13 protein-coding genes are annotated in these 16,115 nt (G+C 61.1%); 6 read left to right on the top strand and 7 right to left on the bottom strand.

Annotated elements, in window-relative coordinates:
- The first annotated feature begins 280 nt into the window (after positions 1-280).
- Positions 281-1,225 carry a hypothetical protein gene (locus OIS53_RS13985; protein ID WP_264679197.1) on the top strand — a complete coding sequence of 315 codons (945 nt, stop codon included), beginning with the start codon at positions 281-283 and terminating at the stop codon, positions 1,223-1,225.
- A gap of 78 nt (positions 1,226-1,303) precedes the next feature.
- Here the strand turns inward: OIS53_RS13985 and OIS53_RS13990 are convergent, their stop codons facing one another.
- On the bottom strand, positions 1,304-2,812 hold the full coding sequence (locus tag OIS53_RS13990; protein WP_264679198.1) for an OmpP1/FadL family transporter: 1,509 nt from the start codon (positions 2,810-2,812) through the stop codon (positions 1,304-1,306).
- Between the two features lie 80 nt (positions 2,813-2,892).
- Positions 2,893-4,281: a hypothetical protein gene (locus tag OIS53_RS13995; protein WP_264679199.1), complete on the bottom strand. Its 1,389-nt coding sequence runs from the start codon at positions 4,279-4,281 to the stop codon at positions 2,893-2,895.
- Between the two features lie 190 nt (positions 4,282-4,471).
- Between OIS53_RS13995 and proS the strand changes: the two genes are divergently transcribed.
- On the top strand, positions 4,472-5,947 hold the full coding sequence (proS, locus tag OIS53_RS14000) for a proline--tRNA ligase (protein WP_264679200.1): 1,476 nt from the start codon (positions 4,472-4,474) through the stop codon (positions 5,945-5,947).
- Between the two features lie 175 nt (positions 5,948-6,122).
- On the opposite strand, the gene OIS53_RS14005 is transcribed toward proS, so the two are convergent.
- Positions 6,123-6,635 (bottom strand): GreA/GreB family elongation factor, encoded by a 513-nt coding sequence (locus OIS53_RS14005; protein WP_264679201.1) that lies wholly within the window; start codon positions 6,633-6,635, stop codon positions 6,123-6,125.
- A 134-nt stretch (positions 6,636-6,769) separates the two neighbouring features.
- On the opposite strand from OIS53_RS14005, the gene OIS53_RS14010 reads away from it, so the two are divergent.
- Positions 6,770-7,237 (top strand): NfeD family protein, encoded by a 468-nt coding sequence (locus OIS53_RS14010; RefSeq protein WP_264679202.1) that lies wholly within the window; start codon positions 6,770-6,772, stop codon positions 7,235-7,237.
- A gap of 139 nt (positions 7,238-7,376) precedes the next feature.
- Complete coding sequence (gene floA / locus OIS53_RS14015; protein ID WP_264679203.1) at positions 7,377-8,378, top strand: flotillin-like protein FloA; 1,002 nt, start codon at positions 7,377-7,379, stop codon at positions 8,376-8,378.
- Between the two features lie 152 nt (positions 8,379-8,530).
- On the opposite strand, the gene OIS53_RS14020 is transcribed toward floA, so the two are convergent.
- The gene (locus OIS53_RS14020) at positions 8,531-10,573 is read right to left on the bottom strand and encodes an OmpA family protein (protein ID WP_264679204.1); all 2,043 of its coding nucleotides are present in this window, start codon (positions 10,571-10,573) and stop codon (positions 8,531-8,533) included.
- 401 nt (positions 10,574-10,974) lie between these two features.
- Between OIS53_RS14020 and OIS53_RS14025 the strand changes: the two genes are divergently transcribed.
- Together OIS53_RS14025 and chrA are read left to right on the top strand one after the other, a co-directional pair.
- A complete protein-coding gene (locus tag OIS53_RS14025; protein WP_264679205.1) occupies positions 10,975-11,952 on the top strand; it encodes an isopenicillin N synthase family dioxygenase in 978 nt (325 codons plus the stop codon).
- A gap of 211 nt (positions 11,953-12,163) precedes the next feature.
- The gene (gene chrA / locus OIS53_RS14030; RefSeq protein ID WP_264682359.1) at positions 12,164-13,396 is read left to right on the top strand and encodes a chromate efflux transporter; all 1,233 of its coding nucleotides are present in this window, start codon (positions 12,164-12,166) and stop codon (positions 13,394-13,396) included.
- 355 nt (positions 13,397-13,751) lie between these two features.
- Here the strand turns inward: chrA and rfbA are convergent, their stop codons facing one another.
- From rfbA to OIS53_RS14045, 3 genes are read right to left on the bottom strand one after another with little or no spacing between them, the layout of a single operon-like run.
- Positions 13,752-14,630 (bottom strand): glucose-1-phosphate thymidylyltransferase RfbA, encoded by an 879-nt coding sequence (rfbA, locus tag OIS53_RS14035; protein WP_264679206.1) that lies wholly within the window; start codon positions 14,628-14,630, stop codon positions 13,752-13,754.
- 54 nt (positions 14,631-14,684) lie between these two features.
- Positions 14,685-15,035 carry a four helix bundle protein gene (locus OIS53_RS14040; protein WP_264679207.1) on the bottom strand — a complete coding sequence of 117 codons (351 nt, stop codon included), beginning with the start codon at positions 15,033-15,035 and terminating at the stop codon, positions 14,685-14,687.
- Between the two features lie 38 nt (positions 15,036-15,073).
- Positions 15,074-16,081, bottom strand: a complete 1,008-nt coding sequence (locus OIS53_RS14045) for an SDR family oxidoreductase (protein ID WP_264679208.1) — start codon at positions 16,079-16,081, stop codon at positions 15,074-15,076.
- Positions 16,082-16,115: the final 34 nt, after the last annotated feature.

Genomic DNA, 16,115 nt, shown 5'->3' on the forward strand with positions numbered 1-16,115 from the left:
CGTGCTGACATTGCAATAGTATTGTCATGCTGAGCTTGTCGAAGCATCTCTGCCGCTTCGGTGGGCCCTCCGTAGCCCAGGGTTTAACCCCCGGGCTATGCAGCGGAAGCCGTGTGCACAATTGGAATTAGCCCGCGGGAGAGATGCTTGCCTACGGCGACCTTCGGTTCGACTGCGGCTGCGCCTTCGCTCAGCATGACGCAGGTCTATCATCATGTTTCTCACCTTGCCAATCCGCGTTAAAGCAATCCTCCTTTTCGCTTCCGACCTTTGCCAGCCTATGCGTTACGGCCGTCTTTCTTTGCTGCTTCTGCTGCCAGCCGCTGCCCTCTCGGCCTGTGAGCCTGACCTTAAGCCGGGCCCCATCGTGGACCTGGTGGGCAGTGCCCGCCTGACCACCAACAACCGGCGTCTCACTGGCCCCGCCGACACCGTAGCCGTGCGCGCCTACGCCCGCACGCAAGGTGACGAGGAGCCCAACCTGGAGCGCCTGCGCATCCGGGTAGAGTACCGCCCTACGGCCGAGCCGCTTACCTACGCGCTGCCTTACGACCCCGACAACCCGCCCCTGGGGTACCTTACCTACGTCGACTCGGCTATTTCCGGCCGCGACTTCGCCTTCCAGAGCGTGCAGCCCGGCCGCACCACGGCAGGCCTCGAAACCTGGCGCTACGAGTTCAGCGACGCCGAAGGGCGCACCGGCCAGCGCAGCCTGCGCCTGCGCCTGGTCCGCACCGACTCGGCGCTGGTGTATCACAGCTACACGGTGAGCCTGCAAGCGCCCGGCCCCGTAACCCGGCGCAGCTTTCTGGCCCTGCGGCAGGGCCTGGCGCTGCCTCGCTTCACGGTGCTGGCCGGCAGCCCCACCCCCGAAGCTCAGCAGCTCATCGACCTGGTGTACGTACCCGGTACCGGCGCCCCCGGCCTGGCCACTCCCGCCGATGCTGCCCTGAACCTAAAAGCAAGCCGCTGGCCGCAGAAGCGCCTCACCGAGCTGCGCAGCACCACGCTCACTACCTTGGACAATGCCGCTACTACGGAGGCTTTGGATAATGCTTTCAACGCGGGGCAGTCCTTCGCCACGGCCACCCGCACGGGTCCGCTCCGGCAAAATCAGGTGCTGGCCTTCCGCACGCCCGAGGGTAAAACGGGTCTGATTCGCGTAGAAAGCATTTCAACTACTGGCATCCCGACGCTGGTATTGCAGGTGCGCGTCACGAAGTAGCTGCTTTGCCTGTGTTCAAAAACAAACCCGGCTTCTCGTTGCGAAGAAGCCGGGTTTGTGTTGGTGCTAATGAGGCGCTTAGAATACAAGGCCTGCGGTAACCGTAACGTTGATGCGGGTATCGTTTACGTCCACCACGGGCGTCTGGGGCGGTTCCGCAGGGATGACGTACGGCGTGTAAAACTGTCGGACTCTCGTGTACATCCCGGCTACGTCGAGGAAGAAGCTGTTTTGGCGCAAGCCCGCTCCAGCCGTATAGAAATTTTGGCTCCGGTCGAAGCGGCTGTTGTTTTCGTACGGGTCGCCGTAGTGGGCAAAGCCGGCCCGCAGCCGGAAAATGTCGTACCGAAACTCCCCGCCCACCCGCAAGTTCACCGCCGAGCCGTACAGCCGGCGCACCGCGTCGTTGGCAGGCCCGAAGTCGATGGGCGCGTTGTTGGCGTTATTCGTATCGTCGTTGCCCAGGCGGGCTTGGCCGTAGTTCACGTATTCCGCATCGGCGCTCAGGAATCCGTTTTTGCCTAGTACTACCGCCGCGCCCCCGGTAGCCCGGAACGGCGAAGTCAGCGTGTAGGCCCGCTCCTGCGGGTCAACACTGGCCTGGCCGGAGGTGTAGGTGCGGCCATCAACGGTAATCGGCGAGTCGTAGGTCACGTCCAGCGACGAGCTGAAGGTTTCGGTCAGCTGTGAATACGTGGGCGTTTGCACCGAAATGCCCACGCGCACGACGTCCAGCGGCCGGTAAATTACCCCGATACGCGCGTTGATACCCGTGCCGCGGACGTCCAGCTCTTCCCGCAGGTTCAGGCTGCCAAATGCCGTACCACGCTGGTTGCTGGGAGGCGCGGGGTCGACGGCCGTAAGGGTGGAAACCGAATTATAGCGGGTGCTTACAATACCAATGGCCCCGCCCAGATACAGTTTATCCCGGTAGCTGGCACCATAACCAAAATCGAACTGGGTCTGGCCGCCACGATTCTGAATCGTTTCGCCTTGGGTAAGTTGATTTGTTCTACCAAAATCCCGTGGCGGAATGTATGTGCCTATGTTGTCGCGCTCCGTCAACAACGCTTCATAGGCCAATGCATCAAGGGTAGTGTTCTGGTCGTACTTCAACCGTTGAAAAATATTCCCTTGGGTTGTATCCACCTGAGCAGAATAGCGCAGGTTCTGGTTGAAGTCGTTGATGCGGGTCAGGCTAACAGAGAAAGTGCCGCCCCGCCATGGGCTAAAGTTGTCATCATCGGCGCGACGTTTGGAAAAGGCCACACCCACGTTATTCAATAATAAGCTCCCCCGCGAGTCGGTGCCAGTGGAGCCAAAGGCGGTGGCATCGGTGCTGCTGTTGCGCAAGCCGGGCGAAATGCTGAACTCCGAACGTTGAAACAGCCCCAGTCCGGCCGGGTTGGTGAGTACCCCACCGAGGTCGGCGCCCAGGGCCGAGGTGGCGCCCCCAATCCCCAACGTGCGGGCCGGCCCGCCAAACTGCGTCCGCGAAAAGCGGAGGGCGTCGTCTTGATTTTGGGCAAAGCCGTAGCTAGCAGGGCCCAACAGAGCCGCCGCCAGGTAATATTTCAGGTTTTTCATGAGGGAGAGAATAAGCACCGGCTCCCTGTGGAGCCGGCGTTACACATAAAATACAGGGTAGGGCCTTGATAGCCGTGCCGTTACTCGCCGCGGCCCCGGCCGCCACCACCGCCACTGCTGCGGGTGCCGCTGCTGCCGCCACCATTGTAGCTACCACCCGATGGGGACGAGGATGGGGGCGAGTACGAACGGCTCGGCTCGGAGTAAGAACGCGAAGGCTCGGAGTAGGAGCGGGAACGGGAAGGCTCCGAATACGACTGGCTCGGCTCAGAATACGAGCGAGCAGGCTGCTGGTAGGTCCGCTCCCGGCGGGGCTCAGCAGCGTCGCCGCTAGCTTCCGCAGCCTGCCGGCGCGTGCCGCTGGCATTGTCCCAGCCCGAACGGCGGCTGCGGGAAGGCTCGTAGCCGGGAGCCGGCGCCGAAGTGCCCGGGGTGGTGCTGCCGTTGTCGGCGTTGTCCAGGGTCCGCCAGCGGCGGGTGCGGACCGGCTGGTCGGCCGGCACCGTTTCAGCCACGCGGCCGGCGCCCGAAGGCGCTGTGCCGGGCGTGGCGCCGTCAGGATAGGCAGTGCTTACGCGGCCCCGGCCACTGCTGGGCGCGGGAGTAGCGGAAGAGGCTCCGGTGCCACCAGGAGCCAGAATGCCGCCCGTATCCACCGTGCCGGTGCTCCGGCTGCGGCTGCCCGTTACGCCGGATGTATTGCCGCCGCCACTGAAGCCTTCAGTAGCATTGGCGCTGCGGCTGCTGCGCGTACCCGTTACGGCGGGCCGGGCCGGCGGCACGTTCGCGCTGCCGGTGTTCAGGCCCCGGTAGTAGCCGTTGTAGAAGCCGGTATTGTAGCCATTGTTCCACCCGTTGCCCCAGCCATTTCCCCAGCCCCAGGGCCGGCCGCCCCAGCCGTACCCAAGGCCGCCGTAGCCATATCCGTAGTCGTACGGGCTGTAGCCCCAGGGCCGGCGCCACCCGCCGCCCCAGGGACGGCCAAACCCGATGTTGATGTTAACAACACTTGGCCCCCAGAACGGGTCGTAGAAGAAGGGGTCGTAGAAGGCCGAGCTGCCCCAGCCCCAAGGCGAGTACGCCGGGCCGCCGTACCAGAACGGGTCGGTGTACACGAAGTCGTAGTAGCCCAGGCTCATGCCCCGGTAGGGCTGGTGGAAGCGCCGCAGGCGGGAGGCATACGTGTAGTCGTCATCGTAGTATTCTGAGCTGCCGCCGCGCCCCACCGAGGCCGTGGCATTTTCAGAATAGTCGGGGTTGGCTTCGTCGCCAGCTGCGGCGGGCGCCTCTTCCGTGGCCTCAGCCGGCGCCGTGCGGGCTGCCGTGGCTACCGCCGTGGCCGTGGTGCGGTCCTTAGAGGAATAGTAAACACCGTCGCTCTCCGTCGTAGTGAGGGCCGACGTGCCAGCACAGCTTCCCAGCGTAAGCAGGGCCAGAGCAGGCAATACAGGATGGATGAAATTTTTCATGGCTGCTTACGCGAAAAGGGATGATACCGGAAGAAGGAGAGCGAAGGAAACCCAATGGTTGCAAGCTATAGGCAAAGCCGCATCCTCCGGATTTAATAACGTAATTTGGCCCCGAAACGGTGCCGCTTCTGGCAAGACAAATCTTGTACCAGAACGAGAACTTTTTCAACTACTCAAAGATACACCGAAGATGAGCAAAAGTTTGCCCAAGCGCAGCGAAGACTATTCGTTGTGGTACAACGAGTTGGTGAAACGGGCCGGGCTGGCCGAAAACTCGGCCGTACGGGGCTGCATGGTGATTAAGCCCTACGGCTACGCCATCTGGGAAAAAATGCAGCGCACCCTGGATGATATGTTCAAGCGCACGGGCCACCAGAACGCCTACTTCCCGCTGTTCGTGCCCAAAAGCCTGTTTGAAGCCGAAGAGAAAAACGCCGAGGGCTTTGCCAAGGAGTGCGCCGTGGTAACGCACTACCGCCTGCAAACCGACCCCGACCAGCCGGGCAAGCTGCGCGTCGACCCCAACGCTAAGCTGGAAGAAGAGCTGGTGGTGCGCCCCACCTCGGAGGCCATTATCTGGAGCACTTACAAAAACTGGATTCAGAGCTACCGTGACCTGCCCTTGCTTATCAACCAGTGGGCCAACGTAGTACGCTGGGAGATGCGCACCCGCCTGTTTCTGCGCACGGCCGAGTTTCTGTGGCAGGAAGGCCACACGGCCCACGCCACCGCCGAAGAAGCCCTGGCCGAAACCCGCCAGATGCTGGAGGTGTACGCCCAGTTTGCCGAGGAGTGGCTGGCCCTACCTGTGGTGAAAGGTGTGAAAACCGAAAACGAGCGGTTTGCCGGGGCTCTGGAAACCTACTGCATCGAGGGGCTGATGCAGGACGGCAAGGCCCTGCAAGCCGGCACCTCCCACTTCCTGGGGCAGAATTTTGCCAAAGCCTTCGACGTGCAGTTCACCAACAAACAGGGCCAATTGGAGCACGTGTGGGGCACGAGCTGGGGCGTGAGCACCCGCCTGATGGGCGCCCTGGTCATGGCCCACTCCGACGACGACGGCCTAGTGCTGCCGCCCAAACTGGCCCCGATTCAGGTGGTTATTGTGCCCATCTACAAAACCGGCCAGCTGGACGAGCTGCTGGAGCGCATCCGGCCTATGCAGCTGGGCCTGATCAACCGCGGCATTTCGGTGAAGATAGACGACCGGGACACCGAGCGGCCCGGCTTCAAGTTTGCCGAGTGGGAGCTGAAAGGCGTGCCCGTCCGCATTGCCGTGGGCCTGCGCGACCTGGAAAGCGGCACTGTAGAAGTGGCCCGCCGCGACACCAAAGAGAAGCTGACCCTGCCGCTGCAAGACATTGTGAACAGCGTAGACCAGCTGCTGGAAGATATTCAGCACACCATCTACCGCCGCGCCCTGCACTTCCGCGAGGAGCACACCACCCGCGTAGACAGCTACGAGGAGTTCAAGCAGGTGCTCGACGGCAAGGGCGGCTTCGTGCTGGCCCACTACGACGGCACCTCCGAAACCGAGGAGCGCATCAAGGAAGAAACCAAAGCCACCATCCGCTGCCTGGCCCTGGCCGAGCCCGACGAAGAAGGCGTCTGCATCGTAACCGGCCGCCCCTCCACCCGCCGCGCCCATTTCGCCAGAGCATACTGAGAAGCGCGGGTTGACGCGGATGGTAGGATTGCGCGGCTGTCGGTGACGGCCTCGTCTTTACGAATACAGACGCAAACACAACAGGACTTGCTACGGGCAAGTCCTGTTGTGTTTAGATACCTATCGAATTGTATCCAAAATCCGCGCAATCCTACCATCCGCGTCAACCTGCGATTCAGTTGTACTGGAGGCCTGCTACCTCCACTTCCTCTTCCTTGGGCCCGAGCCGCAGCTTAAGGCGCTGGCCGAGGCGGGCACCCTGCACGGCGCGGGCAATGGGCGCCACAAACGCCACTTTGCCTTCGGCCACGGAGGCTTCATCTACACCCACGATGGTAAAACGGCGCTCGGGTTGGCCGGCGGCAGTGGGGCGCAGCGTAACAGTGGCGCCAAAACGAACTTCCTGGGCTGGCTGGGTGCGGGGGTCTACTACTTTGGCGCTGGCCAGGCGGGCTTGCAGCTGGCTAAGCTGCCCGGCCAGCAGCGTGAGGCGGCGGGTCCGGTCGGCATCGTTGTCGCGGTTGGCTTCGGCCTGGGTGCGGGCCGCTTCCAGCTCCGCTAGCTCCTGGCGCAGCAGCTCCAGGCCGCGGGGCGTCACGTAGTTGGGCGTGCCGGGCGGCAGGGCAGCCCGCGGCGGAATCAGGGGAGCTTCAAGGGAATCGTCTTCTTTGGTGAATGCGCGGCTCATAGATGCCTGCTAACGGGGTGGTGAAGCGCAGAGTTTTGGCATGTGGCCTGCGCGTCGGCTTGTGCCGCGTTACCGGCCCGACGCGCAAGGCCGCCGTTCTGCGTATCTTTTGCCGGTTAAACTCCTGATTTGGTATGGACTGGCTTACCGTTGCTCTGCTGTTGCTGTTTGGCTTGGCCTTCCTGGTGGCCGAAGTCATTTTTATTCCGGGTACTACCGTAGTCGGGCTGGTGGGTTTTGGCCTGCTGGTGGCCGGCATTTGGTTTGGGTACCGCGACCTGGGCTCCACCACGGGCCACGTGCTGCTGTCGGGCTCGGCGGTGGCGGTGGGGCTGCTGGTATACCTGGGGCTGCGGCCCAAAAACATTAACCGCGTGGCCCTGACCCAAGTCAACCACGCCCGCGTGCACGACGTGCGCCACCCTGACGTGCCCCCCGGCACCACGGGCCGCGCCCTCTCGGCCCTGCGCCCCGCCGGCACCGTGCTCTTCGACGACGACCGGCGCGAAGTCACCACCCGCGGCGAGTTTGTGCCCGCCGGTGCCACGGTGCGGGTGCTGGGCATCGAGCAGAACCGCATTGTGGTGGAAAGTGTGGCATAAGCTTTAGCTTGTGCCGTCAGTCGCCAAAATTGTAAGTGGCTGACGGCACAAGCTAAAGCGTAGCTACGCTGGCCTTCAGTTATGCCACATCTACTTTCTTTAACCAGCACAAGCTAAAGCGTGTGCTACATTTCGGCCTATGGACTTCCCTCTACTTCCGCTCATTATCGGCGCCGTGGCGCTGCTGGTGTTTCTGTACTTCTTCCCCATCAGCCTCTGGATAACGGCCTTGTTTTCGGGGGTGCGGGTGAGCCTGTTTCAGCTGGCCTTTATGCGGGTGCGCAAGGTGCCGCCTTCCCTGATTGTCAACTCTCTTATTACCAGCACCAAGGCCGGCCTGGAGCTGACGGCCAACGACCTGGAAACGCACTACCTGGCCGGCGGCAACGTGCCCAGCGTCATTAAAGCCCTGATTTCGGCCGACAAAGCCAACATCCCGCTTTCCTTCAAGCAGGCCACGGCCATCGACCTGGCCGGGCGCGACGTGTTCGAGGCCGTGACGACCAGCGTCAACCCCAAGGTCATCAATACGCCCAACGTGGCGGCCGTGGCCCAGGACGGCATTCAGCTCATTGCCAAGGCCCGCGTGACCGTGCGCGCCAACATCACCCAGCTCGTGGGCGGGGCCGGCGAAGAAACCATCCTGGCCCGCGTAGGCGAGGGTATTGTGACGAGCATCGGCTCTTCGCTTTCGCACAAGGAAGTGCTCGAAAACCCCGACAAAATCTCGAAGCTGGTGCTCCAGAAAGGCCTCGACGCCGGCACGGCCTTTGAAATCCTGAGCATCGACATTGCCGACATCGACATCGGCGAAAACATCGGGGCCAAGCTCCAAACCGACCAGGCCACCGCCGACCTGAAAGTGGCCGAGGCCCGCGCCGAGGAGCGCCGCGCCATGGCGGTGGCCATGGAGCAGGAGAACCGCGCCAAAACCCAGGAAGCCAAATCCCGCGTGGTGGATGCCGAAGCCGAAATTCCCAAAGCCATTGCCGAGGCTTTCCGCTCCGGCAACCTGGGCGTGATGGACTACTACAAGATGCGCAACATCCAGTCGGACACCGACATGCGCGACTCTATTGCCAACCCCGGCGGCCAGAGCAGCAGCACCCGGCCCGGCCGCGACGAAACGCGACTTTCGTAATGTGGGAAATGTGAAAATGAAATAAAACAGAAGAGCCGGTTTCAGCTTGAAACCGGCTCTTCTGTTTTCAGTAGCCACAGGTATGACCAAGCGGCTTCATTTTCCACATCACCCACATTCTCACATTCCGCACATTCTCCACATTCCTCAACTTACTTCTTCGTAATCCGGAACTCCACGCGGCGGTTGAGCTTGCGGGTTTCTTCCTGGTCGTTGGAAGCAATGGGGCGGCTGCCGCCGAAGCCCTCGGTGCTGATGCGGTTGCCGCTGATGCCTTTGCTGACCAGGTACTTCTTTACCTCGTTTACGCGGTCCTGGCTCAGCTTCACGTTCAGCGCCGGGTCGCCCTGGTTGTCGGTGTGGCCTTCCAGCTTGATTTCCACCTGCGGATAGTCCTTGAGCGTACGCACTAAGCGTTGCAGCTCTGGGTAGGAGTTGGTGCGCAGGTTGTACTTGCTCTGGGCAAAGAAGATATTGTTGAGCTTGATAGTCTGGCCTACGGCGAAGGGCACCAGGTACAGGTCCCGGTTTACCTCCGAGTATTTCTGCCGGTCCGTCACGTCCAGGTTGTCCGACTCGGCCAGGTAATCTTTCGACTCGGCGCGGTAGCCGTAGTGCACGCCCGAGGGCAGCACGATGGTGTAAGAGCCGTCGATGGGGCTGGTTTCAGCCACCCCGATTTCCTCGCCGGTCAGCAGGTTTTCGTAGCGGATGGTGGAGGCAATGGGCTTTTTGGTGGCCGCATCCAGCACCCGGCCGCGCACCAGCGTCACCACTTCGGGCCGGAACGTGGGCGTCAGGCTGATGCGAAAGATGTCCTTGGAGCCCGCCGTGCCATTGCGCGCCGACACCAGGTAGGCATCCTCCCCGGCCGCCGACACCGTGTAGTAGGCGTCGAAGTCGGGGGAGTTGACGGTGGGGCCCAGGTTGCGCGGCTTGCTCCAGTTGGTCCAGGTGTCGTCGAGGCGCTTGCTGTAGAAGATGTCGCTCTTGCCGTAGCCGCCGTGGCCCTCCGAGGCAAAATAGAGCGTCTTGCCGTCGGCGGCCAGGAAGGGGGCAAACTCCGGCTTCTTGGTGTTGATGGCGGCGCCCAGGTTGCGGGGCCGGCCCCACGACTTGCCGTCGGCGTTCTGCGTGCTCACGTAGATGTCCTGCTCGCCCTGCCCGTCCTTGCGCTCCACGGCCATCAGCAGCACCTTGCCGGAAGTAGCCAGGAAGAAGTCGACGTTTTCCTGGTCGTCGTTGTAGTAGTCCTGGATAATCAGCTTCTCGGGCAGGGTCCAGCCCATGCGGGTGCGGTGCGAGATAGACGCGCCCTGCCGGTCGAAGCTGCCGTCGGGGTTGTAGGTGCTGATGAGCACGGCCGAGTTGCCATTGGCTGATACCGACGATACCCCGTTGCCGTCCGGGTTGTTGATGGGCGTGCCGATGTTCTTGGCCGGGTTCCAGGCTTTCTTTTCGGCGTTGGCCAGCGTGGCGTACCACACGTCCTGAATATCCTTGGCGCCACCGATGTTCTGCGGGCTTTCCTGGCGGGCAAAGAACAGCGTGCGGCCGTCGGGCGAGATAACCGGGTGGGTGTCGGTGAACTTGGAGTTGACGTTGGGCCCCAGGTTCACCATGGCCGAATCGAAGCTCACGGGGCTTTTTTCCCCTTTAAACTCTTTTTTCACCATGGTTTCGGCCACGTCGGCAATGCCGATGGCGTCAATCTGGTTGACGCCGTTCACGGCCTTGGTGTCCAGGGTTACCACCACGCCAATAGTGCGGTAGGAGGCCGGCGGAAACGTAATCTGCAACGAGCGGAACATTTCCGGAATGGGACCCGGACTGTCGTTTTCGTACACTTGGTGGCGCTGCCCGCGGGTGTCCACCAGCTCAATGCTGGTTACGGAGCCGGGGTTGAAGTTTTCTACCACCGTTACCTGCCGGGCCAGCAACGACTTGCCGAAGCGCACTTCAATAAACTCGTTGGTACCTTCCTTTTTTGGAATCCACGCCTCGTTACTGGCCTGGCCCAGGGGAGTAGCATTGGGCTCCCCCAGCACTTTCTCCGGCGAGAAAGGCTCCTTTCCTTCTGCTTTCTGCGACGACACACCCACTACTTTGGCAGCCCACACGGCGTGTTGGGCCTGTACCGTGGTGTGAGCCGCCACTGCCGCCCCTATCACTCCCACTATTGTTGCTATCCTCATAAGCTAAGGGCCAAAACAGAGGCTTCCCAAAAATCAACAGCCTATTTTTTGTACAGCTCAGAACGTAGAAGACACACCGAGCCAGTAAGAAGTTTCGGCGTTGAGCGAAAGCCGTTCCAAATGTATCTATTGCAATGTTCCTACAGTCGAAATTCCGGTTAAAATGCAAAATTACCCGGGAAGCTTGCTTACATAGTCGACCAATCTTTTCACCAGGTCTACGAAAGTTAACGCTGGCAACCCGTGGTTTCCCAAAATGAACGTTGTCAGCACGGTTTGTCTTGGGCACTTTAGCACAAGTAAAGCCGATTTGGGCAGAACTGGGCCGTGAGCTGCGTGTATTTTTTGAGTATCTTGCGTCTTTCCAAGAGTCCCCCAAAAAAGTACACTTTCTCTTCGCCATGGAAGAAAAACTGCTGGAAGAAATTCCCTCTCTCGATTTGGCTGATTTTCGCTCGGGTGACCCGGAGCGAAAGGCCCATTTTGTGCAACAACTGGGCGAGGCCTACCAGAATATTGGCTTCGTAGCTCTCAAAAACCACGGCCTCACCGACGAACAGACGCAGCAGCTCTACGCCGACGTGAAGTCGTTTTTCTCGCTGCCCGACGACGTAAAGCAACGCTACGAAAACCCGGAGCTGGCCGGGCAGCGCGGCTACACTGGCAAGGGCAAGGAGCACGCCAAGGGCCGCAACACCGGCGACCTGAAGGAGTTCTACCACGTGGGCCAGGAGGTAGACGACGCCAACGACCCCATCCGGACGGAGTACCCCGACAACATCTGGCCGGCCGAAGTTCCTGGTTTCCAGAGCAGCACGTTCACGACGTATAAGACGCTGGAAGCGGCCGGCAAGGACGTGCTGCGCGCCATTGCCCTGTACCTGAACCTGCCCGAGAACTACTTCGACAACAAGGTGCGCAACGGCAACTCCATCCTGCGTCCCATCCACTACTACCCCATCGAAAACCCCGACGCGGTGCCGGCCGATGCCGTGCGCGCCGCCGAGCACGGCGACATTAACCTGATTACGCTGCTCATGGGCGCCTCCGCCGATGGCCTGCAAGTGCTGCGCCGCGACGGCAAGTGGATTCCGATTACGGCCCTGCCCGACCAGATTGTGGTGAACGTGGGCGACATGCTCCAGCGCCTCACCAACGGCGTGCTCAAGAGCACCATTCACCGCGTGGTGAATCCGCCCCGCGAAAAGATGAACTCTTCGCGCTACAGCATCCCGTTCTTCATGCACCCGCGCTCCGAAATGAGCCTGGCCGCCCTGGAAAGCTGCGTATCGGCCGATAACCCCAAGCAGCAGCCCGACATCACGGCCGGCGAGTTTCTGAATGAGCGCCTCGTGGAGTTGGGCCTGAAGAAAAAGTAAGCCAGCCTGAGTGCTCCGGCACTTTGCCTGCTCAAGCCTCTGGTGGTCAAGCTGTTTGGCCGCCGGAGGCTTGTTTTCGTAGGCAGGGCCAGGCTTCGCAGATGCGGCACATCAGGGTCTGGGCCAGCGGGTTTGGATAGCTCAACCGGTGGTTTTTCCGGTGGGTTTCTGCTTCTTTACTTTTGTCTGACTTCTGGCCTGCCCTGCTTTGATTCCTGAGGAAAACATCCAGCTTGCGCCGCCCCCACGCGCCCCGCGTACCGAGCGGGTGAAGCGGGTGCGCCACCTGATTTTTCTGAAGGACGTAGCGGCGCTGGGGCTTACCGCTTTCGGTGGCCCGCAGGCTCATTTGGCCATGATGCTGCGTCTGCTGGTGGATAAGCGCCGTTACCTGACCGCCGCCGAGCTGCTGGAACTCACGGCCCTGTGCCAGATTCTACCGGGACCTACTTCCACCCAAACCATTACGGCCATCGGCTTCCGCCTGGGCGGGCCAAACCTGGCTTACCTGACCCTGCTGGTGTGGATGCTGCCGGCCGTGTGCCTGATGACTGGTGCTGGCCTCACCATCAGCTACCTCGACAAAAGCCAGGTGGCGCGGCTGGTGCAGTACGTGCAGCCCGTGGCCGTGGGGTTTGTGGCCTACTCAGCTTACAAGATTGCCGAGAAGGTGATTCACACCAAAACTTCAGTCGCGCTGATGGTGGTGTCCGCCCTGCTTACCTACCGGTTTCAGGTGCCCTGGCTGATGCCTCTGCTGCTGGTAGCGGGCGGATTGGTTACTACGTTCCGCTACCGGCGGCTGCCGCAGGAGCAAAAGGTGCCGCTGCGCATCGAATGGTCGAATTTTGCCTTGTGGCTGGGCGTGTTTGTGGGCGCGGCCTTGCTGGGCCACTACACGCGCCTGCTGCCGGTGCGCCTGTTCGAGAACTTTTACCGCAACGGCAGCCTCGTGTTCGGGGGCGGGCAGGTACTGGCGCCGCTGTTTTACACGGAGTTCGTGGAGTTTAAAAACTACCTCTCCACCGAAGAGTTTCTGTCGGGCCTGGGGCTGGTGCAGGCCATGCCGGGCCCCAACTTTTCCTTCGCCTCCTACATCGGCGCCCTGGCCATGCGGCAGTCCGGCAGCGGACTGGATGGGCAGCTGCTGGGGGCGTTGGTGGGCGCGGCCGGTATCTTCATGCCCGGTACCCTGCTCATCTTCTTCCTGATTCGGTTCTGGGACCAGCTGAAACGGTACCGGGTGGTGAAAGCCTCGCTGGAAGGCATCAACGCCGTGTCGGCCGGGTTGGTGTGCGCCGCCACCTTCCTGCTCTACCACCCGCTGCCCGATACGCCAATAAACCTGGGGCTTATCGGCGTTACCTTTCTGCTTCTGCTTTGGAACCGGGTGCCGTCGTACGTGCTGGTTGTGGTAGCTCTTGGGGCGGGGCTGTTGTTTTAGGGCCTCACCCCCCGGCCCCCTCTCCCGCGGAGAGGGGGAGCCTGACGATTGATGTTCTGCGCCGCCCTGTCGGCTACCGCCTCCAGCACGGCTACCACCGAAGACGGCAACGAATAGCACAGCCGCGTAGCGGCTAAAGGATTGTAGCCAGATTAATACAGATAAGTTCAGCGCCGCGTAGCGGGGCGTTTTACTACATGCTGTTTCTACAACCCTTTAGCCGCTACGCGGCCACTGTGCTGCTACAGCTTGGTAGCAGTTCTGGAGGCGGTAGCCGAAAGGGCTGCGCAGAACGTCTTGACGTCAGGCTCCCCCTCTCCACGGGAGAGGGGGCCGGGGGGTGAGGCAAATCGTCCTACACTTCCCGCAGCGGGTGCTCGGGCAGGTGCAGCAGGTAGTCGCCGTAGCCGCTCTTGCGCAGGGGCTCGGCAATGGCGCGTAGCTGGTCGGCGTTGATGAAGCCCTGGCGGAAAGCCACCTCCTCGATGGAGCCTACTTTCAGGCCCTGGCGCTGTTCCAGCACGCGCACAAACTCGCCGGCTTGCATCAGGCTCTCGAAGGTGCCCGTGTCGAGCCAGGCGGTGCCGCGGCCCAGGATACCTACTTTCAGCTTGCCCCGGCGCAGGTACTCCTGGTTGACGTCGGTGATTTCGTACTCGCCGCGGGCCGAGGGCTGGAGGTTGCGGGCAATTTCTACCACGTCGTTGTCGTAGAAGTACAGGCCCGGCACGGCGTAGTTGCTTTTCGGCTGCTTGGGCTTCTCCTCGATGCTGAGGGCGCGGTTGTTCTGGTCAAACTCCACTACCCCGTACCGCTCCGGGTCGTGCACGTGGTAGGCGTACACCACGCCGCCGTCGGGGTCGTTGTTCGACTTGAGTAGCTCCTCCATGCCTTCGCCGTGGAAGATGTTGTCACCCAGCACCAAGGCCACTTTGTCCTGGCCGATAAAATCGGCACCCAGCACAAAGGCCTGGGCCAAACCATTGGGCACTTCCTGCACCACGTACTCAAAGCGGCAGCCCAGGCTCTGCCCGTCGCCGAGCAGCTTTTTGAAGTGCGCTTGGTCGTGGGGCGTGGTGATGATGAGGATTTCCCGGATGCCGGCCATCATCAGAATGGACAGCGGGTAGTAAATCATCGGCTTGTCGTACACGGGCATGAGCTGCTTGCTCACGGCCAGGGTCAGGGGGTGCAAGCGGGTGCCGGAGCCGCCGGCCAGGATGATGCCTTTCATGGGTAGTAGTTGGTATTGGGTAGTAGGTAGTTGGACAGGTATTGTCAAAAGCCGCTACCGTAAGGTTTTAATGAAGGTGTGAATCATCTTCTGAATTGAAGTAGCTCGCTCTAGTACGGCTGCTCGCAGAGTGGCAGTTCCTAATTCAAGTCGTTCACAAATCACAGACTGCGTAATAATTTCCGAGCATGAACCACTGGCAAAACCAAGAAACTGCACGAACTCGCCGTTTGTCATTCTTCCAGCACCTTCGCCAATATTTGAGCCGACTGACACTGCTGCCCGGTTCATCTGGCTTACCAGGTTGAACTTCTCTTCAGCTGGCAAAGTACGGGTGAACTGGTATACTTCGACCGCCAGTTCAATAGCATCTTGCCATACTCGTAGCTTCCGATAATCGTGCATTCGTTTTACAACAAGACTTTTATCCTACTACCAACTACCTAATTCCTAATATCAATAAACTCCTGGTTGGCCTTAAACCACGCCAGCGTCTTCTGCAATCCTTCCCGGATGCGGATTTGCGGGTTGTAGCCGAGCAGGGTTTGGGCCTTGCTGATGTCGGCCAGGGAGTCGCGGATGTCGCCGGGGCGGTCGGGGCCGTATTCGGGGGTGATGTCGGCGCCGGCTTCTTCCTTCAGGATATTGAACAGGTCGTTGAGCGAGGTGCGGTCGGCTACAGCAATGTTGTACACCTGATTCACGGCCGCGGGGTTTTGCACCAGCGCCGCCCGGATGTTGGCCTGCACGCAGTTCTCCACGAAGGTGAAGTCGCGGGTCTGGCCGCCGTCGCCGTTCATGCGCGGGGGCCGGCCACTCAGCACAGCGTCAATAAACAGCGGAATTACCGCCGCATAGGCCCCGTTCGGGTCCTGGCGCGGCCCGAAGATGTTGAAGTAGCGCAGCCCGATGATTTCCATGCCGTAGGTCTTGCCAAACACATCAGCATACAACTCGTTGGCGTACTTCGTGACGGCGTACGGCGACAGAGGCTTGCCGATGCGGTCCTCCACTTTGGGCAGGGCCTTATGGTCGCCGTATGTGGACGACGAAGCCGCGTACACGAACCGCTTCGCCCCGGCTTCCTTAGCGCCCACCAGCATGTTCACGAAGCCGCCCACATTCACGTCGTTGCTCGTGATGGGGTCGTTGATGGAGCGGGGCACGGAGCCCAGCGCCGCCTGGTGCAGCACAATGTCGATGCCCCGGCAAGCATCCACGCAGGTCTGCCGGTCCCGGATGTCGCCCTCGATTACGCGCAGGGCCGGGTGGCCTTCAAACAAGGCCACGTTCTTGCGGAAGCCGTTGGAGTAATTATCCAGCACGCGCACTTCCTTGGCGCCGTACTTGAGCAGGTATTCCACCAGGTTCGACCCGATAAAGCCGGCCCCACCCGTCACCAGGAAGGCCAGATTATCGAGCGGCTGGTCGTGAAAAGGTTGTTCGTACATGAACTAGATGTAACGCGAAGTTTTACTTCGCGAA

Source organism: Hymenobacter sp. YIM 151500-1 (assembly GCF_025979885.1).
Classification (GTDB): domain Bacteria; phylum Bacteroidota; class Bacteroidia; order Cytophagales; family Hymenobacteraceae; genus Hymenobacter.

Bases quoted from the DNA above. Each gene is read 5' to 3' on its own strand.
- OIS53_RS13985 (WP_264679197.1), top strand. From the start codon at position 281: ATGCGTTACGGCCGTCTTTCTTTGCTGCTTCTGCTGCCAGCCGCTGCC.
- OIS53_RS13990 (WP_264679198.1), bottom strand. From the start codon at position 2,812: ATGAAAAACCTGAAATATTACCTGGCGGCGGCTCTGTTGGGCCCTGCT.
- OIS53_RS13995 (WP_264679199.1), bottom strand. From the start codon at position 4,281: ATGAAAAATTTCATCCATCCTGTATTGCCTGCTCTGGCCCTGCTTACG.
- proS (WP_264679200.1), top strand. From the start codon at position 4,472: ATGAGCAAAAGTTTGCCCAAGCGCAGCGAAGACTATTCGTTGTGGTAC.
- OIS53_RS14005 (WP_264679201.1), bottom strand. From the start codon at position 6,635: ATGAGCCGCGCATTCACCAAAGAAGACGATTCCCTTGAAGCTCCCCTG.
- OIS53_RS14010 (WP_264679202.1), top strand. From the start codon at position 6,770: ATGGACTGGCTTACCGTTGCTCTGCTGTTGCTGTTTGGCTTGGCCTTC.
- floA (WP_264679203.1), top strand. From the start codon at position 7,377: ATGGACTTCCCTCTACTTCCGCTCATTATCGGCGCCGTGGCGCTGCTG.
- OIS53_RS14020 (WP_264679204.1), bottom strand. From the start codon at position 10,573: ATGAGGATAGCAACAATAGTGGGAGTGATAGGGGCGGCAGTGGCGGCT.
- OIS53_RS14025 (WP_264679205.1), top strand. From the start codon at position 10,975: ATGGAAGAAAAACTGCTGGAAGAAATTCCCTCTCTCGATTTGGCTGAT.
- rfbA (WP_264679206.1), bottom strand. From the start codon at position 14,630: ATGAAAGGCATCATCCTGGCCGGCGGCTCCGGCACCCGCTTGCACCCC.
- OIS53_RS14040 (WP_264679207.1), bottom strand. From the start codon at position 15,035: ATGCACGATTATCGGAAGCTACGAGTATGGCAAGATGCTATTGAACTG.
- OIS53_RS14045 (WP_264679208.1), bottom strand. From the start codon at position 16,081: ATGTACGAACAACCTTTTCACGACCAGCCGCTCGATAATCTGGCCTTC.